This window comes from Paraeggerthella sp., from assembly GCF_048427265.1.
Taxonomy (GTDB): domain Bacteria; phylum Actinomycetota; class Coriobacteriia; order Coriobacteriales; family Eggerthellaceae; genus Paraeggerthella; species Paraeggerthella hominis.
This window is the reverse complement of sequence record NZ_DBFOSR010000055.1, coordinates 14,262-33,568: the sequence shown is the minus strand read 5'-3', so window position 1 is coordinate 33,568 and position 19,307 is coordinate 14,262. Positions and strand designations below refer to the sequence as shown.

Genomic DNA, 19,307 nt, shown 5'->3' with positions numbered 1-19,307 from the left:
TGGGGCTTTCTTGAAGTCGCATCGCGTTCGTTGACGACGTTGGTCGTGGTCGTCCATCATTAACCTATACATTCAATGCATGGGTGCAAACGAGTACAAGGAGCAGCATATGACGAAAACGCGCATCGGTATTTTGGGGTACGGCAATCTGGGCAGGGGCGTGGAACTCTCCTGCCGTCAAAACGACGATCTTGAGCTGGTCGCTCTATTCACTCGACGCGACCCCGCTTCCGTGAAGCCTTTGACCGAGGGCGTTTCGGTGTACTCTGCCGACGACTTGGCGGCGCACGCGGACGACGTGGACGTCCTTATCCTGTGCGGTGGCAGCGCGCGCGATCTGCCCGAGCAGACGCCGGCGTACGCCGGGTTGTTCAATGTGGTGGACTCCTTCGACACGCACGCGAACATCCCCGCGCATTTTGCGAACGTGGACGCAGCGGCAAAGGAAGGCGGCAAGGTCGCCGTCATTTCCGCGGGCTGGGATCCGGGCATGTTCTCGCTTGCGCGCCTGTACGCGAACTGCATTCTGCCCGAAGGTGCCGATTACACGTTCTGGGGTCGCGGCGTTTCCCAGGGTCACAGCGATGCGATTCGTCGCATCGAGGGCGTGGCCGACGCTCGTCAGTACACGGTTCCCGTTCCTGCGGCGCTCGAGTCCGTTCGGGCTGGTCAGAATCCTCAGTTGACCACGCGCGAGAAGCATACGCGCGAGTGCTTCGTGGTGGCCGAGGAAGGCGCCGATCTGGCTGCCATCGAGAAGGCCATCGTTGAAATGCCGAACTACTTTGCCGACTACGACACCACGGTCACGTTTATCTCGCAGGAAGAGCTTGATCGCGACCATGCGGGCATTCCCCATGGCGGTTCGGTGATTCGTTCGGGCTTGACCGGCGAAAACGGCGAGCATCGTCATGTGGTCGAGTTCTCGCTGAAGCTGGATTCTAACCCCGAGTTTACGGGCAGCGTGCTTACGGCGTGCGCTCGTGCGGCGCATCGCCTGAGCCGCGAGGGTCAGACGGGCTGCAAGACGATGTTCGACATCGCCCCGGCGTACCTGTCCTCCAAAAGCGGCGAGGAGCTGCGCGCTGAAATGCTGTAGCCGTTAAACGTTATGCATGGAAAGGCCCTGCCGTTTATTCAAAGCGGCAGGGCCTTTTTTGCGATAGTTTTGGGGCGCGCTTGTATACTGGGGTTTGAAGACGTGGCTGAAAAAGGAGCGTGCATGGCCGTCAACCGCCAGAAGCTGAAGCTGCTTCATCTCATGAAGATGCTTCAAGATGAAACCGATGACGAGCGCGGCCTTACTATGGCCGAGATCCTCGAGCGGCTAGGGGCGCTCGGTGTTTCGGCCGAACGCAAGTCGGTATACCGCGACATCGAGGCGTTGCGCGCTTTCGGCATGGATATACGCACGCGGCGTTGCGCCCCGGTCGAGTACGCGTTGGCTTCGCGAGATTTCACGCTTTCGGAGCTTGCGTTGTTGGTGGACGCAGTGCAAAGCTCGCGCTTCCTGACGCAGCGCATGAGCGACAAGCTGGTTCGCAGCGTGAAGCGGCTGGCTCCCGAGCGCCAGCGGGCGCTTCTGACCAGGCGTTTGCATGTTGAGGGTCGCATCAAGATGCAGAACGAGTCGGTGCTGGCCAACGTGGATCAGCTTCAGCGCGCTATGGCGCAGCGTTGCAGAGTGTCGTTTCTCTATTTCAAATACGATGCGCAAAAGCGCCGGGTTCGGCAGCGCAACGGTCGGCGCTACGAGGAAACTCCCGTGCAGCTGGTGTACGCAGACGGCTATTACTACTTGGTGGCATACAACGAGAAGCACGACGGGTTCCCTCATTACCGAGTGGACCGCATGGAGCATATCGCCCTGCTTGACGAGCCTGCTTCGCGCAACGACCGCATTGCCACGTTCGATGCGGGGAAGCTGGAGCAGCGCGCGTTCGGCATGTACGGAGGCGAGCCGGTTTCCGCAACGCTTTTGGTATCCGGCGAAGCCATGGGCGGCGTGATCGACCGATTCGGCGAAGACGTTCCCGTCACATCGGCGGGGGAGGAGCATGCGCATGTGCACGTGGCCGTTGTCGAGAGTCCGGCGTTTTTCGGCTGGGTGGCCCAGTTCGGCAGCCGGGTGCGCATCGAGAAGCCCGCGGTGCTTGCGAGCGCGTATCGCGATTACCTGAAGAGCATCCTCGACGCATACGAGTAGGACCGTTCGGAGTCGATGCCGAAACTGCTCATGCGCAGCCATCCTCCGTCATCCAAATGGGCTTCAAGGGCCAGGAGGCGTTTTCTTCCGTCGGTTTCGAACGCGAATCGCTCCACCGTGCGCCCTAATGCGTAGGAGCAGGGCCGAACGCTTCTCCAGAAGAAGGGCTGCGATGCGTGCGAACTGTTTTCTGGGCTGCTGCGCGACCCGAAGGTTGCAATGGGGGAGTCGGTCTCGACGTGGCCGCGGTGGATGGCTATGAGCGGGCTATGCATGGCGAATGCGGTGATGTCGCAAGTGTCGAGCCTGATCATGGTGGGTGCGTCGGCCAGCCAGCATGCTTCCCGTTCGTCCCATATGGAAAGCACGTCGATGATGCGCGATCCCGTTGCGCTGCGGACAGCCTGCATGCTTTCGCGCGAGAGGCGACGAGCATCGCTGCTCCAGCGTCGGTATAGGCTTGCGAAGACGGCCGCCGCATCTGCGGAGGCCGGGCGAAGCGATGGTCGAGACTGCGATCGCAACGGTGCCAAAGCGTCCTTCACGGTATCCCCCCTTCCTTTAGAGCATCATGGCTGCGATTGTCGCCAGGGAAAACAGGATTCCCGCGCCTGCCGCCATGATGCGCTCGCCTGACGACAGGTTGTAGCTGACGCCTTGCATTCCCTGAAGGAGGCGCGGCTTCGCTGAGGTGTCGTTTCGAGCGGCCCTGCGTCGATCGAAACACTCGCTCGAAGGCTCATGCTCTGCGACGTTGTGCTGGTTTCGCGCGTGAAGCGCTTGCTTGCGGCCAGGGTAGAGGCCGCCGGCTATCGCGCGGATTTCCGGGTTCGCTGCTGAGGTCTGCGCGTGCGAGGCGTGCGCGGTTGTGCGGGAGGAATGGTCGGTATCGATATGCCGGGTTGCGATGGCTGCGGTGCTCATGGGGCCTCCTTGCTTTGGATCTGGCGAGTATGCTGCGCAGTGTACCGGAGAAGGGGTGAGTTATGAGTACCACTATTGGTACAATTGTTGAATAAAATGGGAGAATGAAAAAAGAACCGCCGAAGCGGTTCTTTTCGTCGAGCAAGCGTTGTCGAAAAAGGCTATTCCTTGCCGTTCCAGCAGTAGGTGCATACCTGGTTGCGATCGATGCCGATGGCTTCCAGCATGCCGTCAAGCGACTGGTAACCCAGCGAATCGAAGCCCATCTGCTCGCAGATTGCGTGCAGCATGCACTGGCCGCGCTCGGTGGAGCTGTCGGCGTATTCCTCCAGGTGCTCCTGACCCTCGTCGCCTTCGAGCTGCTGCACTACGCGGCGCGCGATCAGATCCATCTCGGACTTGCTGCTTGAGAAGCTCAGGTATTTGCAGCTGAACATGATGGGCGGGCAAGCCGAGCGCATGTGCACCTCGGACGCGCCGCATTCGTACAGGAAGTCCACCGTTTCGTGCAGCTGGGTGCCGCGCACGATGGAGTCGTCTACGAACAGCAGCTTTTTGTCGCGGATGAGCTCGGGGATGTGGATCTGCTTCATTTTGGCCACGCGGTTGCGAACCTCTTGGTTGCTGGGCATGAACGAACGCGCCCACGTGGGCGTGTACTTGATGAACGGGCGGGCGAACGGCGTCTTGCATTCCGTTGCGTATCCGATGGCGTGCGGTACGCCGGAATCGGGCACGCCCGCCACGTAGTCCAGGTCGGGCAGGGTACCGGCAGCGGCTTCGTTGCGCGCCATGACGGCACCGTTGCGGTAGCGCATGACCTCGACGTTCACGCCTTCGTAATTCGAGTTGGGGTAGCCGTAGTACACCCACAGAAATGCGCAGATCTTCATCTTGTCGCCTGCGGGGGCAATGGTCTGGTACCCGTCAGCGTCGATGCGCACGATTTCGCCGGGGCCCAGTTCGTACTCGTCGTCGTAGCCCAGCTTGTGGTACGCAAACGACTCGAACGAGATGCAGAACCCGTCGTCGTTCTTGCCGATGAGCACGGGGAGGCGCCCCATCTTGTCGCGCGCCGCGATGATGCGGCCGTCCTCGGTCATGATCAGCAAGGTGAGCGATCCTTCGATCGCATCCTGAGCATGCTTGATGCCCGAGACGAAGTCGTCTTTCTGGTTGATGAGCGCAGCCACCAGCTCGGTGGTGTTGACGGCGCCGGAGCTCATGGCCATGAACTGGCGGTTGCCGTCGGTGAAGTAGGATTCCACCAGCTGTTCGGCATTGTTGATGGCGCCTACGGTGGTGATGCCGAAGGTGCCCAGATGCGATCGCACCAGAAGCGGCTGCGGATCGGTGTCGCTGATGCAGCCGATGCCGCTGCATCCGTGGAATCCGGGAAGGTCGTCTTCGAAGCGCGTGCGGAACGGCGTGTTCTCGATCGAATGGATTTCGCGCTGGAAGCCCTCGTCGTCGTGGAAAATCATGCCCGCGCGCCGCGTTCCCAAGTGAGAGTGGTAGTCCACGCCAAAAAACACGTCCAGCACCACATCATGATGTGATGCAGCCCCGAAGAATCCGCCCATTATGTACCTTTCGTCTTGCCCTGCCGCCTCGTCCTGCAAAAGCATCAGTATAAAGCTCCTGAAGCCTTGCAAGGCCGAGGTCGTGGGACGATCCGCGGTTTCTGCACGAGAAGCGCGGGCAGCGGCGGCGCCGTCGACTTTGCGAAGCCGTGCCCAAAGTTGCGTGCAGGGTCGAAGGGGCGGGCGTTTCGCTCTTTCGAGCTGGCGGCGTTGGGCGCAGCTGGGGGCTTGATGGAATTTTCGATCGGAGCGTTCGCGCTTGCGTGGAGGCAGGTACTGTTGTTTCGTTCAAAGGATTCGAGGGAAAGCGTGCGCATGAAGAAGATTCTGATGATTGCAACCGGGGGCACCATCGCTTCAGCCGAGGATGGCTGCGGACTTGCCCCGTCGCTGACCGGCGAGGAGCTGGCTCGGTTCGTGCCGCAGGTGGAGGGCTTGTGCGCGTTGGACGTGGTGCAGCCTATGAACATCGACAGTACGAACATGCGACCTGCTGATTGGATGCTCATTCGCGACGAAATCGCGCGTGCCTACGATGCGTACGACGGGTTCGTGGTGCTGCACGGCACCGACACCATGGCGTATACGGTAGCGGCGCTTTCGTACCTGATCCAGGGGAGCGGAAAGCCCATTGTGCTGACCGGTTCGCAACAGCCCATGGGCAGTCCGTTCACCGACGCGAAGCTCAACGTGTACCAAAGCCTTCTGTACGCGCTTGACGATCGATCGTGCGACGTGTCCGTTGCGTTCGGCGGCTCGGTGATCGCGGGTACTCGTGCGCGCAAGCAGCGCACCATGAGCTTCAACGCGTTTACGAGCGTTAATTTTCCCGAGATAGCCCTTATCAGGAACGATCGCGTGATCCGGGCGGCCTCGCCCGTTCGATGCGCGGACGAGGGGTCGCTTCGTCTGTTCGATCGCTTGAACGAGCGCGTGTTCGTTCTCAAATTGACGCCGGGAATGAGCCCAAGCGTGTTCGAACTTTTGGAGCGCGACTACGATGCGGTGATCGTGGAGACGTTCGGCATTGGGGGAATTCCTGCGTACCATGACTTCCACCAGGCCCTTTTCGACTGGGTCGATGCCGGGAAAACCCTGGTGATGACCACGCAGGTGCCCGAAGAGGGGTGCGATTTGGGCGTGTACGAAGTGGGACGAGCCTTTGCCAACCATCCCGGCATTCTCAAGGGCGGCGATATGACCACCGAGGCTTTGGTGGCGAAGACCATGTGGGCCCTTGGGCAAACGACCGATGCGGACGAGATTCGATCGTTGTTCTATCGGGTGGTGAATCACGATCGGACGGTAGAGGGCTAAGGCTTTCGCACGGCTTGCTCGCGCGGGGCTTCGCTGCGCGAGTGGCTGCGGGATCGCGCAGCCGCCCGCCGGGCTAGATCACGATGCCGTTGCAGTGGTCGATCTCGTGCTGGATGATCTGCGCGGTCCATCCGGCGAACGACTTCGTCTTGGAGCGAAACGCCTTGTCTTCGTAGCGAACCTTGATGGTTCGGTAGCGTGTGGCGGCGCGCCTGCCGAGCAGCGAGAGGCAGCCTTCTTCCGTTTCGAAGGGGCCTGCGCAGCTGATGATTTCCGGATTGAACATGATGCGCGACGTGCCTTCGTCGTCGAATACGATGATGCGCTTCGGTACGCCGATCATGTTGGCGGCCATTCCGACGCATTCGTGCGAGTGGGCGGCCAGCGTGTCGAGCAGGTCTTGCGCCGTTTGGACATCGGCGGTTGTCGCCGGTGCGCAGGGCTGCGCAAGAAACGTTTGGTTTCTCATGATGGGCTTGATCACGGCAGGGCCTTTCGGGATGAGACGACGGGATTCGGGGAGGTCGGTGGCTTGCGCGAACGGGATACGGCGCAAACGGTCAAAGGGCGGCTTCCATGCGCTTCTTGAGGTCGGCGATGCGATCTTCAATGAGGGCGAGACAGGTTTCGAACGAGCTATCGTCTTTGCCGCTGGGGTCTTCGGGCCCCCAATCCTCGCGATGCGCGCATGGAAGCGCCGGGCACGCAACCCCGCAGCCCATGGTGACAACCCAATCGACGGGCGGAATATCGTCGAGCGGCTTTGACCGAAGCCCGTCGGTTCCGTATCCATGGTTGGCAAGCGTTTGCAGTGTCTGGTGGTTTATGTGCTCCCGGGGGTGCGTGCCGGCCGAGCAAGCTGCAAAGGTGCCTTTTGCGATCTGCTTCGCGATTGCTTCTGCCATTTGGCTTCGACATGAGTTGTGCGTGCAGACGAAAGCAACTCGAGGAATCGGGCGGCTTGTCGTTTGGGGATGGCTGCGTTCGGGACCGAAAGGCTCTGCTTCGTGCAAGGGTGCTCCATTCTAGGCGTGCGGCATCAACCGCGCTTGGATCCTTGGCGGCTGATGCCGCCCTTGTGGCCCGAGGCCTTGTTCGGGCCGATGCCTGCGCGCGGGTTGCGATTGAGGGGAGCCGAAGCGGCGCGCCCGCCTTTTGCGGCGAGCGCGCGAATCCAGCGGTCTCGATCGGGGTTGCTGGACGGTTTTGCCATGATGGTTCGGACTGCCTGAGCGCGCGAGCTAGACCAGCTTGCCCTTGCAATGGTCGATCGTGTGCTGAATGATCTGGGCTGTCCAGCCGTTGAAGTCCTTCTTGCGGGCAACAAGCGTGCCGTCGACCTGCTCTTCGTAGGCGATTTTGACGCGATCGTAGCGCGTTACCTTGGAATCGGCCTCCAAGGAAAGGCAGCCTTCGACGGTCTTGAACGCGCCGAGCGCCTGCAGCAGCTTGGGGTTGTACATGACGTGCGGCTGGTCGTTGTCGTCAAGATAGGCGACAACGCAGGTGGCGGCGCCAATTTGATTGGCCGCCAAGCATGCGGCGCCTTCGAGCGAGGTCAGCGTGTCGATCAGATCCTGCGCAACCGACGCGTCTTCGGCGGTGGCTGCAGCGCAGGGCTGCGAGAGGATGGCCTCGTCCTTTACCAGTTCCTTGATCATGATGCTCCCGTCTTCGTGGGTTTGAAACGCCCGCGGTGCTGCGTGCGCGCTGCGGGGTTGATTTTCCTGGACGAATTCTATCACGAGGAAGCCTGAGGGGGCGTGGGAGCATGCACGCGGCGCGTTCGGAGCGCGCACGCAGCAAGGTTGGCCCGGCGCGTTCGGCACGCTGTGCGGTCCGCGGCGTCTTCGGTCGCTACTTCCAGCGCTTGAGGTGGGGAAGCAGCGCGCCCATGAACGAGACGGCCTCGTCGCGTGAAACGTGGCAGGATTCGGCCATGTACGGGGCGCAACGCTCGATAAGCTCCTCAAGCGACTCGTCTTCGACGAATGCGCCGTCGCGATAGCACCATGAGCAGTAGTCGGCGGAAGGTGCGCCGTCGGCTTCGCTGCCGTAGTCTTTCGGTTGGTAAAAGGGCATGCCGCAGCTTTGGCAGTAGTCTCCGTCGGGCATCTCGAGCAAGTGGGTGACGGGGAGGTCGAAGGTGGCCGAGATCAGCTTGCACATATCGATGCCGGGTGTGGTCTCGCCGTTTTCCCAGCGAGATACCGCTTGGCGCGTTACGAAAAGCTTGCGGGCGACGTCTTGCTGCGTGAGGTTGCGCTCTTTGCGCATGGTTACGAGGGCGTCTGCGATGGTCATGGGGCGTCCTTTCAGGCGGGCGGAAGCGGCGATGCGCCGCAAGGACATTGAACCATGCGAGGTGCGAAAACGTAAAGCAACGAGTTGTTGCGGCGCGGTGGCAGCGGCTAGGGTTCTTGCGGTCGCTTCGCGTGGCCCAGGCGCGACCGTCGAGGCCACACGCGCAGGTTGGAACTTGCGCACGTGGCGCTCGGGCAACGTTGAGGCTTGGCTTGGCGGTGCGCTTGCGCTACTGCGCGCGCTTTCGCACCGCTCGACTCTCCTCGTCAAGCAGCTGGTGCGCGTAGGCTATGGCGTCGTCGATGTTGCCGCGGAAATGATCTTCGCCGACCAAATCCACGAAGCCTGCGCGCCGCATGGTCTTCATAGGCTGCTCGTTGGCATGCGAGAAGATGAGGCTCACGCCGTTTTCGCGGCAGTAGTCATACAGGTTCTCCAGTGCGTTCATACCCGTGGAGTCGAGCGAAGGCACGCCGCGCATGCGGATGATCAGGTACTTCGTGAACGACTTTACCGAAATGTCCGTAATGCGGTCGGTCATGCCGAAGAACATGGGGCCGTTGATCTCGTACACGCGCACGCTTTTCGGCAGCTCGCGAAGATGGGTGACCTCGGAGTCCTCGTCGCAGTAGTACTTCCAGCCGCGAACCTCGGTTTCCTTGCTGACCATCTTCATGAACAGGACCACGGTGATCAGCATGCCCACGCCGATGGCTACCACCAGGTCGAACACGATGGTCAGCGTGAAGGTCAGAAGCAGCGTGGCGACGGCCCCCTTCGACGTGGTCTTGCACAGGTGCGCGAAGTTGCGCCAGCCGGACATGTTGTACGCGACGTGCAGCAGGATAGCCGCGATGGTAGGCATGGGGATGAAGGCCGCATAGGGCATGAAAAACGCCAGGACGATGAGCAGCACTATCGAGTGGGTCATGCCGGCGACGGGGGTGCGCCCGCCGTTTTTGACGTTCGCGGCCGTGCGGGCGATGGCTCCCGTTGCCGGAATGCCGCCGAACAGCACCGATGCGACGTTGCCTGCACCTTGGGCCACAAGTTCCATGTTGCTGCGATGGTGGGAGCTGATCATGCTGTCGGCGACCACGCAGGACAGCAGCGATTCGATCGCGGCCAAGATGGCGATGGTGATGCCGTTTGCCATTTGCTCGCGGAAAATATCCAGGTCGAGCTGCGGAACGTGGAAGGAGGGAAGCCCGCTGTTGATGGTGTAGAGGTCGCCGATGGTGTTCACGTTCATTCCGAAGCCGTTCACCATGGCCACTCCGGCGATCAGCGCCACCAGGGAGCCGGGGATCCTTTCGCTCACCTTGGGCCAGGCGAAAAGAACGGCAAGGCACACGACGCCTACCGCGAATGCTTGCCAATTGACCGTGGAGATGCTTTGGGCTACGGCTTGGAGCTTGTCCATGGTTTCAACCGTGGGCGCGCCTGCGGGAAAGGTGAGCCCTAGGAAGTCCTTCGCCTGTCCGATGACGAGCGTTGCCGCGATGCCCGCGGTGAAGCCCGTGGTGATGGTGTACGGCACGAAGCGAATGATAGCGCCGAGCTTGAAGAATCCCATGAGCATGAGCAGGATGCCGGCGATGATGGTGGCGGCGATCAGGCCGTCTATGCCGTCTGCGGCCACGATGCCGGCTACGATAGTGGCGAACGCTGCGGTGGGGCCGGAGATCTGCACGCGGCTTCCGCCTAAGAAGGCGATCAGGAACCCGGCGACGATGGCCGTGTAGAGTCCCTTTTCGGGGCTGACGCCGGAGGCGATGGCGAGGGCGATGGAGAGGGGCAGGGCAACTACCGCTACCATGATGCCCGAAACGATGTCTTTGGGCAGCTGCTTTTTGAGCTCTTCTTTGCTGGAATGCTTGATGATGCTGAACAGGATAGGTTTGATTTTGTCGCGTTGCATGGTCGATTCTTCTGGGTCGTGTCGGGCTTTGCGGTGTTGCGCCCCCGCAAACAAGACGTTCCGCCCAAGCGTGGCGCCGGGCGGAACGCGAACGTGTTCGTTTTGCAGTTGGTGTTTGCGACGGGAATGTGCATTCTATCGCGCAAATGACAATATGGCAACCGTTGTACGATAGGGAGCCGTTCTGGGTTGACGAAACCCTGAAGGCGGTGTCCTTTTGTCGCGACTGTGCTGCCGTGTTCGACCCGATGCCCCCGACGTCCTTGCTCGGAGCGTCGCGATTCGCAATAATGGAAGCATGAGAAGGATAGATGACATATTCGCTACGCGCAAGCAGCCGGTCTCTTTCGAGATTTTCCCTCCGAAGGGGGATTTGACGCTCGATGCGGCTCATGGGGTTGCGGCTTCTTTGGCCGATCTTGTTCCCGACTTCATCAGCGTGACGTATTCGGCGGGAGGGAGCGGCAACCAGCAGGCTACGGCTGAAGTCGCTTCGCTTATCCACCACGACTTCGATGTTCCTTCGGTTGCGCATCTGACGTGCATCAACTCCACCGAGGAGGCGCTGACCGCGGCGATTGACGATCTGCGTCGTCGCGGGGTCTCCAATGTGCTCGCCTTGCGCGGAGACGTTGTGTCCGCCTGCGACCCGTCGCCGTTCAAGTATGCCAAGGACCTTATCATGAGGTTGGCCGACGAGGGGTTTTGCATTGGAGCGGCGGCTTATCCCGAAGGCCATATCGAGTGCACCGACTTCAAGGCGTCCGTCGCTCATCTGAAGCAGAAGCAAGATGCAGGTGCGAGCTTTTTCGTCACGCAGCTGTTCTTCGACAACCAGTATTACTACCGCTTTCGCGAAGCGGCCGAAAGAGCGCACGTCACGGTGCCCATAACGTGCGGCATCATGCCGTTTTTGAGCAAGGCTCAGATACAGCGCATGGTGTTCATGTGCGGCGCCTCGCTGCCGTCTCCCATCATCAAGCTTTTGGCGAAATACGAAAACGCTCCCGATTCCCTGCGGTCGGCCGGGATCGAGTTCGCGTGCGAGCAGCTGGTCGATCTTCAGAAGCACGGCGTTGACGGATTGCATATTTACACGATGAACCAGCCTGACATCGCGCGCGCCTGCGTGAGCGCGCTCAGGGGCTCCTGGGGTGCGGAAGGCGGTCGGCATGGCGGGCTTTGATCGCGCTGAAGTGCTGCGTTACCTGGGATATCATGGCCAAGCCCTCGATGCCGAGCTTTTGGCCCGACTCGAGGACGTGATGCGTGCGTGCGAGAAAGCAGTGAAGCCGCGGTGCGTTTGGCGGGCGTTTCCCCTTGATCGAGAACGAGGAAGCGATACGTGCGTTTGGCTTGAGGGCATGCCTCAGCCGCTGGAGGGAAAAGACATTGCCGCGCATCTTCAGGGGGCGAGGGAAGCCGTTTTGATTGCCTGCACGCTGGGGTCGTCGTACGAGCGAGAGTACCAGCGAAGGGTCGCGGTCAGTCCAACGGAGGCGCTGTTCTTCGATGCGGCGGCTTCCGCCTTGGTCGAATCCGCCGCATCCGATGCGGAGGAGCAGGTGACTTGCTATGCCGCTGAGCGCGCATGCGCCGTGAACCGCCGCTACAGCCCTGGATACGGTGACTTTCCCCTGACCGTGCAGAAGGGTTTGCTCGACGTGCTCGATGCGCCGCGAAGCATTGGCTTGACGGCGACGTCGGAGTGCTTGCTTGTCCCGACGAAGAGCATCACGGCCGTTATGGGGGTGTTCGACGGCGCGGTGAGCGATGCGGTGCGAGCGTCGTGCGAAACGTGCGCGCTTGAAGGGCGCTGCGCGTGGAGAAAACAGGGAAGGACATGCTGCGGCGACGACGCCTAGCGTGCGGAGGGAGAACATGATGGCGAACGATGGGCGAGCGAGCATGCCGGACAGCTTGGAGGGCTTGGTTATCAAGGATGCGCATCTGGAGCGCGTGCTGCAAGGCTTGGACTTTCTTGTGCAGGACGGCGCCATGGGCACCATGCTTCAAAAGCAGGGGCTGACTGCCCATGGCGAGCTTCCCGATTTGCTGAACTTCGCGAATCCCGACGCCATTACCGCTGTTCACGCTTCTTACGTTGAAGCGGGCGCGGAAATGGTCACCACCAACACGTTCAGTGCGAACGCTCATAAGCTGGAGGGCCGCGCGGAGGTGGCCGACGTGTATCGTGCGGCCGCCGCTTGCGCGCGTGCCGCGGGCGCGCGCTACGTGGCCGGAGGGATGGGCCCGCTCGGTGTTTTGCTGGAACCGCTTGGCACGCTGTCGTTTTCCGATGCTTACGATATGTTCTGCGAACAGGTGCGAGCGATCGTGGCGGCTGGGTGCGACATCGTGCTGATAGAGACCATGACCGATCTGCGGGAAGCGAAAGCGGCTCTTCTTGCCGCTAAGAATTGCTCGAATCTTCCCGTATTCGTTTCGATGACGTTCGGGGAGGACGGCCGAACGTTTTTGGGGACGCCTCCCTCGGTGGCGGCGGCGACGCTTTCCGCTTTGGGCGCGCATGTGGTCGGCGTCAACTGCTCGCTGGGCCCCGATGAGCTGGTGCCTGTTGCGCACGAGCTTTTGAGGTTCGCGCGCTGCCCCGTTGTGGTGCGCCCCAACGCCGGCATGCCGCGCATTGTTGATGGACGCACGGTATACGACGTCGAGCCTGACGAGTTCGAGCGCGCGATGGACGGGATCGTTTCCGCGGGCGTGACCGTGATCGGGGGCTGCTGCGGAACGTCCCCGGTGTTCGTGGAGCGTCTTGCGCGGCTGGCGAAGGGCCGGTCGGTTGCCCCGCGCGACAAGGTTGACGCGTTCGTTGTCACGAGCGCCCAAGAAGCGGTGGTGCTCGAAAAGGACGCGCATCGCGTTGCGATGATCGGCGAGCGCATAAACCCGACGGGCAAGCCGCGCTTGCGGGCCGCTTTGCGCGACGGCGACTACGATTACCTGGTGGGGGAGGCGGTTGTCCAGCAGGAGGCGGGAGCCGAGATCCTCGATGTGAACGTGGGGCTACCCGAGCTCGACGAGGCGGACGTTCTCTCGCGCGCCGTTTTGAGGCTGCAGGCAACGTCGACGCTGCCTTTGCAGATCGACTCGAGCGACCCTTGCGCCATCGAGGAAGCGGTGCGCGGCTATGCGGGCAAGCCGCTCGTCAATTCCGTGAACGCGAAGCGGGAGAGCTTGGAGGCCATTCTTCCCATCGTGAAGCGCTACGGCTGCGCGGTGGTAGGCTTGACGCTTGACGAGCACGGCATTCCGTCAAGTGCCGAGGAGCGGTTCGCCTTGGCTAAGCGCATTGTTGATCAGGCGGTTTCGCACGGGATTCCGCGCGAGGACATCGCCATCGACTGCCTTGTCATGTCGGTGGCGACGAACCAACGCGAAGCATGCGAGATTTTGCGCGCGGTAAGCATGGTCAAGGAGCGTTTGGGCGTGCGCACGGTGCTCGGCGTGTCGAATATCAGCTTCGGCTTGCCCGAGCGGGAGCTGATGACGGCGACGTTCCTTGCGGCCGCTTTGGGGGCGGGGCTCGACATGCCCATCCTCAATCCGATGTCCGTGCGCTGCCGGGACGTTGTAGAGAGCTTTCGCGTGTTGAGCGGCGAAGACGAAAACGCCGCATCGTACGTTGAGCGCTATGCCGTGAGCGCCGGCGGGTCTGAAGACGCGGCCAAGGGATCGCGGGAGCCGGTGCCGAGCGCCGATGATTCGAGCGGCGTAAGCGCTGGGGCCGACGACGAGGTGCGCGCAATCGAGCAGCTGATCCTTACGGGGCGCAAGGGGCCCATGGCCGATGCGACGCGGGGCCTTTTGCGGTCGCGAGACGCGCTGTCCCTGATCAACGACGTGTTTATTCCTACGCTCAATGAGGTTGGCGACAGGTTCGAACGAGGCACGTTCTTCCTTCCGCAGCTCATGGCTTCGGCGGAGGCCGTCAAGGCCGGTTTCGACGTGATCAAAGACCAGGCGGGTGCGAGCGAGCTTGACCGCGGGCAGGTTATCGTGCTTGCTACGGTGAAGGGCGATATTCACGACATAGGGAAGAACATCGTCAAGATGCTGCTCGAGAACTACGGGTATCGCGTGGTCGATCTTGGGCGCGATGTTTCGCCTGAAGCGGTTGTGGACGGGGTTCGGGAGTGCCATGCGAGGTTGGTGGGATTGTCCGCCTTGATGACGACGACCGTCAAGGCGATGGAGCAGACGATCGCGCTTTTGCACGCTGAGGTCCCGGGTGCTGCCGTAATGGTGGGCGGCGCGGTTTTGACGGAAGAGTACGCTCGGATCATCGGCGCGGATTACTACGCAAAGGATGCCGCTTCGTCCGCTCGCATAGCGGAGCAATACTTCTCTGACCTGCATGCGGAAGCGGTTCCCGCGAGCTGAGGCTTGCATTGGCTCGCGGCGCTTTCGCCTCTGTGCAGAGCAGATGGTTTACGCAATGGATCATTTATCCTTGCTTGTATATAAACTCTTTCATGTATAAACAATTCTATAGTAGACTCCGCCTGGCATAATTCGGGGTCGATTTATTCGACCGGAAATGGAAGATGGGCGGCTATGACGACGGGGGTTGTCTTGTCGCCTTACGTTCGTATTAAGTAAGGATTGCTTATGACAAGAATGAGAATGCCCGTAATTGCGCTGCTTCTGATGGCGCTGATAGGCTTGTCTCCGGTATATGCTGCGCCCGCTTCAGCGGTTGGGGTTGCAGCCGGCCCTCTTGAGATTACCAGCATTTTCGACGGGAAAGACGTGTACGCGATCAATGCGAAGGACCCCTCGGGAAACACGCTGGGGGTTATGGTCGAAGACAAGCAGAATCCCGGGCACTTGAAGAAGACGAACTACGTTGCCGTGGCTGTTATCAGCCACGAGGAAAAGCCGGTTTATTGCCTTGAGGCCGACGTGATGGTCGACCCCCTTAAAATGGGCGATTACCAGCCCTCGGATTTGACGCTCACTTCCGATATGATCAACACCATGAGCCTGTATTCTCATTTTGGATACGGCAACGAAGACAACGACGACAGTCAGAACAAGCTGTGGTACGTTGCCACGCAGCTTCTTATCTGGGAAGAGCTGGGAAACTCGAATTTCAAAGAGTTCGCCTTGGTCAAGAATGACGGTTCGGGGTCTGCCGAACAGATGCCTGCCGAAATAGCGCAGACCATCGACAGCATGAAGCAGTCCATCAAGGACAAGGTGGCGGATTATCGCGAAAAGATGGCGTACGTGCCGCAGTTCATGTTCAATGGAAACGAGATCGATGGAACCCTGACCGTTTCCAAAAAGGAACTTCTTCAGGGGATCGTGGTAAGCGAGAAGTCCGACAAGGTGATTTCGGACGACGAGTTGGGCGATATCGTCGTGCCCGAGGGGCTGCGCGTGGAGAAGAGGCCCGAAGGTCTTTTCATCCAGGCGACGGAGTCGGTTTCGTTTGGCGAGAACGAGATTCTTATTAATCTGTTCAAGCCGCAGGACATGGGCAAGAGCATAAGCTTCGTTGCTCCGGGAAGCCAGACCATCGGCAGCTTTGCCCTTTCGGAGAGCTTGCAGCGCACCGTCGCTTTGCGCGTAAGCGTTGCCGACGAAGGCGCGACCGCGCTCATGAGCAAGACCGCCGTGGCCGGCTCCGGCGAGCTGGAGGGCGCCTCCCTCAAGGTCGTCAAGGGGGGCTCCGCCGACGGCGAGGCCGTGGCCGAGTGGGTCTCGGGCCCCGAGCCGCGCTCGGTGGAGCTGGCCCCGGGCGTCTACACGATGGTGGAGACGCGCGCCCCGCGGGGCTACGAGGTGGCCGAGTCGATCGTGTTCCGCGTGCGCGAGGGCGCCGTGGAGGTCCGCTCCGGGGACGGGTGGGCCGCCGCGGCCGGGTCCGTGGTGCGCATGGAGGACCGCGAGATAGCCGATCCTGGCTCTAACAAAAATGAGGAGAAGCCTGATTCTCCCGAAACCGGCAAGAACGTCGGAACTGATGACAACGGTCAGGGCAAGCGGGCTGCAGTGGGCTACAAGGGTCTCGTTCGCACGGGGGATCACAGTCCTCTTTCGCCTGCTCTTGCGGCGGTTGCTGCGGCGGGCGGTGTTCTTGCTATGGCTTTGAGGAAGAGGGAAATTTAAAGGAAGCAAGCAGATCGTTTCGCATTGCCTGAACTAAAGCTTGTCCCTGGAAGTAACGCTCGCTTCCAGGGACGAGTTGTTTTTTGCTGCCGCGTGTCGGGATGGAGCGGTCTGCGCGATGGAAGCCTCGCATCGAGTGTTCGAACCGCTCGCGTCGCGAGCTTTTGCCGCTTGAAGACGCGGTCCTTCTGGCTCGTTTTCGAGGATCGGGTTGAGGAAGTGCGGGGATTGCGGCGGGTTATCCGCTTGTCGATGACGGCAATGCGCGTTTGCTTGCGGTTGATTTCGACAAGGATGATTAACGGCGGGCGGTAAGTGCGTTTCGGATCGCGCGCGATCGGGAGGGTGCTCCTGCGGCGGTCGAGCGTTCGCGATCGGGCGATGTGCCCACATGAGGGCATTTTTCGCCGAGCCGGTGGCAGCGACGGATGTTCGCAAGCTTTGCTGCGCCTTGTCGGCACATGCAGTGCTCATCGGATCGAGCGCGCGATTCAAATCGTACGACCGCTTATTTCCCCGTCAGGGCTCTGTTCCGATTGGTGGTTTCGGCAATGCGATTTGCGTTGCCGCTTCGGAGTGGCGCATGTCATGACGGTAAACCCTTGTTCATGGGAGCATCGTTTCAAACTTACGATGATCAGCGGCGGTTTCCATCATCGCTCAAACGCATGACGTCGAAAGTCAGTTTAAAGCTTAATTCGAAAGACATGCCTGCGAGCGTGCGGATCATGCGGTCGAATCTGCCGTACGTGTCAAAAGAGGGGATGGCAACTGCAGCGATTGGCCGGATAAGGCGCGCAACCTGCGTTTGGGGGCAGGCGTTGCAAGGGCCGGTCGATTAGAGTTGAGTTCAAAGGAGCGTTGCGCTCCGAGCAGGAGCTTGCTGTTGAGGCGCTGGCGACTTGCGATGTCGGCATTCTTGTTGCTCCGCCGGGGCGCTCGAAACGGTAGCGCTGCCGAGCTGTTTGGCAAGGTCCTCTTGGAGCATCCTGCGGCGGCAGGCGCCATAGGATTTCTTTCGAGGCTGATAATGCAAGGGAGATCGGCCACGGCTTATCCGTCGTGTGCTCCTATTGGCGGAACCGATGCGCGATGCTTTGCCTTGCGCCTACAGGCTTTGTGCTTGCAGCGCTTGCCATGTTGGGCATGAAGTGCTCGAAATGGTTGAAATTCGTATTCCTTCTTGTCTTCGGCGGAATTCTTCTGGTACCGCAAGCGCTCATGGTAGGGGCACGGTGGTGCAACCTATCCTCTTGGTGCCCTTTTTCCATCGCGCCCCGACGGATGTCCTGCCGGAGCGCGATCTATTTCTGGCGTCACCACGTATTCGGTGCTTGATCTTTGTGCAGGCTTACGATTGTTCTTTCGCCGCGTTTTGCCCGGCGATGCGCCCGTAGACTGTGCAATCGGTAATCGCGCAGCTTCCCAAGCGCACGGCGCCGTGCGTTCCGCCCGTTATTTCGCCAGCTGCGTACAATCCGGGAATGGGCTTGAAGTCTTGGTCGATAACCTGCGCCTGCAAAGTGGTATGCAGTCCGCCCATGGTGTGGTGGACTTTCGGCCATAGTTTGGCGGCGTAATACGGAGGCGTTTGCGTCGGTTCGGCGCCAACTTGCACCTTTGCGCCGAAGTCCTCGTCCTTTCCTTGGGCCACGAAGCCGTTCCATCGTTGGACTTCGGCAAGGAACGTTTCCTCGGGTATTTCAAACTTGTCCGCAATCGCATCGAGGGTTTGAAATTCCATAATCACGCCCTTTTTGAGACCTCCTTCGAAGATGTGCTGGGCCACTTGCTTTTTAACCGTTGGGGCGTCCGCGATGATAAGCGTGGGATGGTTGATCTCGAGCATGAGGTCGGCACGCTCTTTGCGGTCCCCTGTTTCCTTGACGAATCGTTTTCCCGTAGCGGGGTCGATCATCAGCCCGTAGCCCACAAGCCGTTCGCAAAATTGCGGGCAATAGCCAAAGCCCTCTTCGTCGGGACTGGTCCACGGCCCTAGCTGGATCCAATCCATGTGCACGTCCATGGCTTTGTGCTTGAGCGCTTCCCTCAAAGCCTCGCCCGTTGCTCCTTGGTGATTTGTGCTTGCAAAGGAGTCTGTCAGGCGCGGTTCGTGTATAGCCCGCATGGGAACGTCTTGGGAGAATCCGCCTGCTCCGAGTACGACGGCTTTTTTTGCCTTGATGTAAGCCAGGGTGCCGCTGTTTTCTTGCCCGAACTTGTATTTTTTGCGAACTTCGGCACCGACGATTCGTCCTGAAGCATCCTCGACGAGCCGTTCCATTTTGGTGCCGAGCGTCAGTTCAACTCCCAGACTTTCCAGATAGGCGACTTCGGCCTTGACGATGTCCGCCCCCGTTGCATTCTCGGTCGTGTTGGTTCGGGGAACCGAGTGGCCTCCATGGAAATTGAGCTTTGTGAATTTGACTCCGATATCGGTAAGCCATTGGACGGCGGCACCGGAATTTTCTGCAAGCACTTTCACTTTATCCAGATGGTTGTAGTATTTTCCGGCTTTAAGCATATCCGCCATCATAAGGTCGACGCTGTCCTCGATGCCCGCTTCTTTCTGCAAGGGGGTGCCGACAGCGGCCATGTCTCCGCCATTGATGCTCGAGTTGCCTCCGTACGTCGTCATTTTATCGATAATGACGACATCGCTGCCGGCTTTTTTTGCTTCGATGGCTGCGGCGAGCCCTGCGAACCCGGTGCCCACTACCAAGACGTCGGTTTCGCTGTCCCATGCAACCGAGGCAGCATCGAGATTGTTCGTTTGGCCCTGCGTGTCTTCCGAAGACGACTTCGCAGGTGCGCAAGAAGCAAGCGCGGCGCCTCCTGCAAGCGCGGCACCGGCTACACCGATGGTTTTGAGAAACTCTCTTCTTCCTACCGACATGGCTTTCCTCTCTTTTAC

General features: G+C 60.4%; 18 protein-coding genes. 9 read left to right on the top strand and 9 right to left on the bottom strand.

What is annotated here, in order from left to right; all coding sequences use genetic code 11:
• Positions 1–109: 109 nt before the first annotated feature.
• Together ACMNI9_RS05350 and ACMNI9_RS05345 are read left to right on the top strand one after the other, a co-directional pair.
• Positions 110–1,099, top strand: coding sequence for a diaminopimelate dehydrogenase (locus tag ACMNI9_RS05350; protein WP_418831161.1), 990 nt, complete (start codon positions 110–112; stop codon positions 1,097–1,099).
• Between the two features lie 123 nt (positions 1,100–1,222).
• Positions 1,223–2,206, top strand: a complete 984-nt coding sequence (locus ACMNI9_RS05345; RefSeq protein ID WP_418831159.1) for a helix-turn-helix transcriptional regulator — start codon at positions 1,223–1,225, stop codon at positions 2,204–2,206.
• Here ACMNI9_RS05345 and ACMNI9_RS05340 read toward each other — a convergent pair.
• The 3 genes from ACMNI9_RS05340 to ACMNI9_RS05330 form a co-directional block, all read right to left on the bottom strand.
• Complete coding sequence (locus ACMNI9_RS05340; RefSeq protein ID WP_418831158.1) at positions 2,173–2,616, bottom strand: hypothetical protein; 444 nt, start codon at positions 2,614–2,616, stop codon at positions 2,173–2,175. The two genes, ACMNI9_RS05345 and ACMNI9_RS05340, sit on opposite strands and share 34 nt — an antisense overlap.
• 151 nt (positions 2,617–2,767) lie before the next feature.
• The gene (locus ACMNI9_RS05335; RefSeq protein ID WP_418831156.1) at positions 2,768–3,130 is read right to left on the bottom strand and encodes a hypothetical protein; all 363 of its coding nucleotides are present in this window, start codon (positions 3,128–3,130) and stop codon (positions 2,768–2,770) included.
• Positions 3,131–3,291: 161 nt separating this feature from the next.
• Complete coding sequence (locus ACMNI9_RS05330; protein ID WP_418831154.1) at positions 3,292–4,713, bottom strand: amidophosphoribosyltransferase; 1,422 nt, start codon at positions 4,711–4,713, stop codon at positions 3,292–3,294.
• A gap of 315 nt (positions 4,714–5,028) precedes the next feature.
• On the opposite strand from ACMNI9_RS05330, the gene ACMNI9_RS05325 reads away from it, so the two are divergent.
• Complete coding sequence (locus ACMNI9_RS05325; protein ID WP_418831152.1) at positions 5,029–6,030, top strand: asparaginase; 1,002 nt, start codon at positions 5,029–5,031, stop codon at positions 6,028–6,030.
• A gap of 73 nt (positions 6,031–6,103) precedes the next feature.
• On the opposite strand, the gene ACMNI9_RS05320 is transcribed toward ACMNI9_RS05325, so the two are convergent.
• The 5 genes from ACMNI9_RS05320 to ACMNI9_RS05300 form a co-directional block, all read right to left on the bottom strand.
• Positions 6,104–6,514, bottom strand: a complete 411-nt coding sequence (locus tag ACMNI9_RS05320; protein ID WP_225749475.1) for a peptide deformylase — start codon at positions 6,512–6,514, stop codon at positions 6,104–6,106.
• Positions 6,515–6,590: 76 nt separating this feature from the next.
• Positions 6,591–7,043, bottom strand: a complete 453-nt coding sequence (locus ACMNI9_RS05315; RefSeq protein ID WP_418831151.1) for a low molecular weight phosphatase family protein — start codon at positions 7,041–7,043, stop codon at positions 6,591–6,593.
• 228 nt (positions 7,044–7,271) lie between these two features.
• Complete coding sequence (locus tag ACMNI9_RS05310; protein ID WP_225749473.1) at positions 7,272–7,691, bottom strand: peptide deformylase; 420 nt, start codon at positions 7,689–7,691, stop codon at positions 7,272–7,274.
• 196 nt (positions 7,692–7,887) lie between these two features.
• The gene (locus ACMNI9_RS05305) at positions 7,888–8,334 is read right to left on the bottom strand and encodes a zinc ribbon domain-containing protein (RefSeq protein ID WP_216529616.1); all 447 of its coding nucleotides are present in this window, start codon (positions 8,332–8,334) and stop codon (positions 7,888–7,890) included.
• Between the two features lie 229 nt (positions 8,335–8,563).
• Positions 8,564–10,255 (bottom strand): SulP family inorganic anion transporter, encoded by a 1,692-nt coding sequence (locus tag ACMNI9_RS05300; RefSeq protein ID WP_114567491.1) that lies wholly within the window; start codon positions 10,253–10,255, stop codon positions 8,564–8,566.
• A gap of 298 nt (positions 10,256–10,553) precedes the next feature.
• On the opposite strand from ACMNI9_RS05300, the gene ACMNI9_RS05295 reads away from it, so the two are divergent.
• The 6 genes from ACMNI9_RS05295 (at position 10,554) to ACMNI9_RS05270 (ending at position 17,731) form a co-directional block, all read left to right on the top strand.
• Complete coding sequence (locus ACMNI9_RS05295) at positions 10,554–11,441, top strand: methylenetetrahydrofolate reductase (protein ID WP_114567490.1); 888 nt, start codon at positions 10,554–10,556, stop codon at positions 11,439–11,441.
• Complete coding sequence (locus ACMNI9_RS05290) at positions 11,428–12,120, top strand: vitamin B12 dependent methionine synthase (RefSeq protein ID WP_225749471.1); 693 nt, start codon at positions 11,428–11,430, stop codon at positions 12,118–12,120. The genes ACMNI9_RS05295 and ACMNI9_RS05290 overlap by 14 nt, the downstream gene beginning before the upstream one ends.
• Before the next feature lie 16 nt (positions 12,121–12,136).
• A complete protein-coding gene (locus ACMNI9_RS05285) occupies positions 12,137–14,659 on the top strand; it encodes a homocysteine S-methyltransferase family protein (protein WP_418831150.1) in 2,523 nt (840 codons plus the stop codon).
• A 228-nt stretch (positions 14,660–14,887) separates the two neighbouring features.
• Positions 14,888–16,393: a SpaA isopeptide-forming pilin-related protein gene (locus ACMNI9_RS05280; RefSeq protein ID WP_418831149.1), complete on the top strand. Its 1,506-nt coding sequence runs from the start codon at positions 14,888–14,890 to the stop codon at positions 16,391–16,393.
• A 391-nt stretch (positions 16,394–16,784) separates the two neighbouring features.
• A complete protein-coding gene (locus ACMNI9_RS05275) occupies positions 16,785–16,985 on the top strand; it encodes a TOTE conflict system archaeo-eukaryotic primase domain-containing protein (protein ID WP_418831147.1) in 201 nt (66 codons plus the stop codon).
• Positions 16,986–17,455: 470 nt separating this feature from the next.
• Entirely contained in the window at positions 17,456–17,731 is a 276-nt protein-coding gene (locus ACMNI9_RS05270) for a hypothetical protein (RefSeq protein ID WP_369412409.1), read from the top strand.
• Between the two features lie 13 nt (positions 17,732–17,744).
• Here the strand turns inward: ACMNI9_RS05270 and ACMNI9_RS05265 are convergent, their stop codons facing one another.
• On the bottom strand, positions 17,745–19,289 hold the full coding sequence (locus tag ACMNI9_RS05265) for a flavocytochrome c (protein WP_225749470.1): 1,545 nt from the start codon (positions 19,287–19,289) through the stop codon (positions 17,745–17,747).
• Positions 19,290–19,307 lie beyond the last annotated feature (18 nt).

Excerpts from the sequence above, each read along its gene's own strand:
- ACMNI9_RS05325 (WP_418831152.1), top strand. The coding sequence starts at position 5,029 with ATGAAGAAGATTCTGATGATTGCAACCGGGGGCACCATCGCTTCAGCC.
- ACMNI9_RS05300 (WP_114567491.1), bottom strand. The coding sequence starts at position 10,255 with ATGCAACGCGACAAAATCAAACCTATCCTGTTCAGCATCATCAAGCAT.
- ACMNI9_RS05285 (WP_418831150.1), top strand. The coding sequence starts at position 12,137 with ATGATGGCGAACGATGGGCGAGCGAGCATGCCGGACAGCTTGGAGGGC.
- ACMNI9_RS05275 (WP_418831147.1), top strand. The coding sequence starts at position 16,785 with ATGAGGGCATTTTTCGCCGAGCCGGTGGCAGCGACGGATGTTCGCAAG.
- ACMNI9_RS05295 (WP_114567490.1), top strand. The coding sequence starts at position 10,554 with ATGAGAAGGATAGATGACATATTCGCTACGCGCAAGCAGCCGGTCTCT.
- ACMNI9_RS05280 (WP_418831149.1), top strand. The coding sequence starts at position 14,888 with ATGACAAGAATGAGAATGCCCGTAATTGCGCTGCTTCTGATGGCGCTG.
- ACMNI9_RS05340 (WP_418831158.1), bottom strand. The coding sequence starts at position 2,616 with ATGCAGGCTGTCCGCAGCGCAACGGGATCGCGCATCATCGACGTGCTT.
- ACMNI9_RS05290 (WP_225749471.1), top strand. The coding sequence starts at position 11,428 with ATGGCGGGCTTTGATCGCGCTGAAGTGCTGCGTTACCTGGGATATCAT.
- ACMNI9_RS05310 (WP_225749473.1), bottom strand. The coding sequence starts at position 7,691 with ATGATCAAGGAACTGGTAAAGGACGAGGCCATCCTCTCGCAGCCCTGC.
- ACMNI9_RS05305 (WP_216529616.1), bottom strand. The coding sequence starts at position 8,334 with ATGACCATCGCAGACGCCCTCGTAACCATGCGCAAAGAGCGCAACCTC.
- ACMNI9_RS05345 (WP_418831159.1), top strand. The coding sequence starts at position 1,223 with ATGGCCGTCAACCGCCAGAAGCTGAAGCTGCTTCATCTCATGAAGATG.
- ACMNI9_RS05265 (WP_225749470.1), bottom strand. The coding sequence starts at position 19,289 with ATGTCGGTAGGAAGAAGAGAGTTTCTCAAAACCATCGGTGTAGCCGGT.
- ACMNI9_RS05330 (WP_418831154.1), bottom strand. The coding sequence starts at position 4,713 with ATGGGCGGATTCTTCGGGGCTGCATCACATCATGATGTGGTGCTGGAC.
- ACMNI9_RS05335 (WP_418831156.1), bottom strand. The coding sequence starts at position 3,130 with ATGAGCACCGCAGCCATCGCAACCCGGCATATCGATACCGACCATTCC.
- ACMNI9_RS05350 (WP_418831161.1), top strand. The coding sequence starts at position 110 with ATGACGAAAACGCGCATCGGTATTTTGGGGTACGGCAATCTGGGCAGG.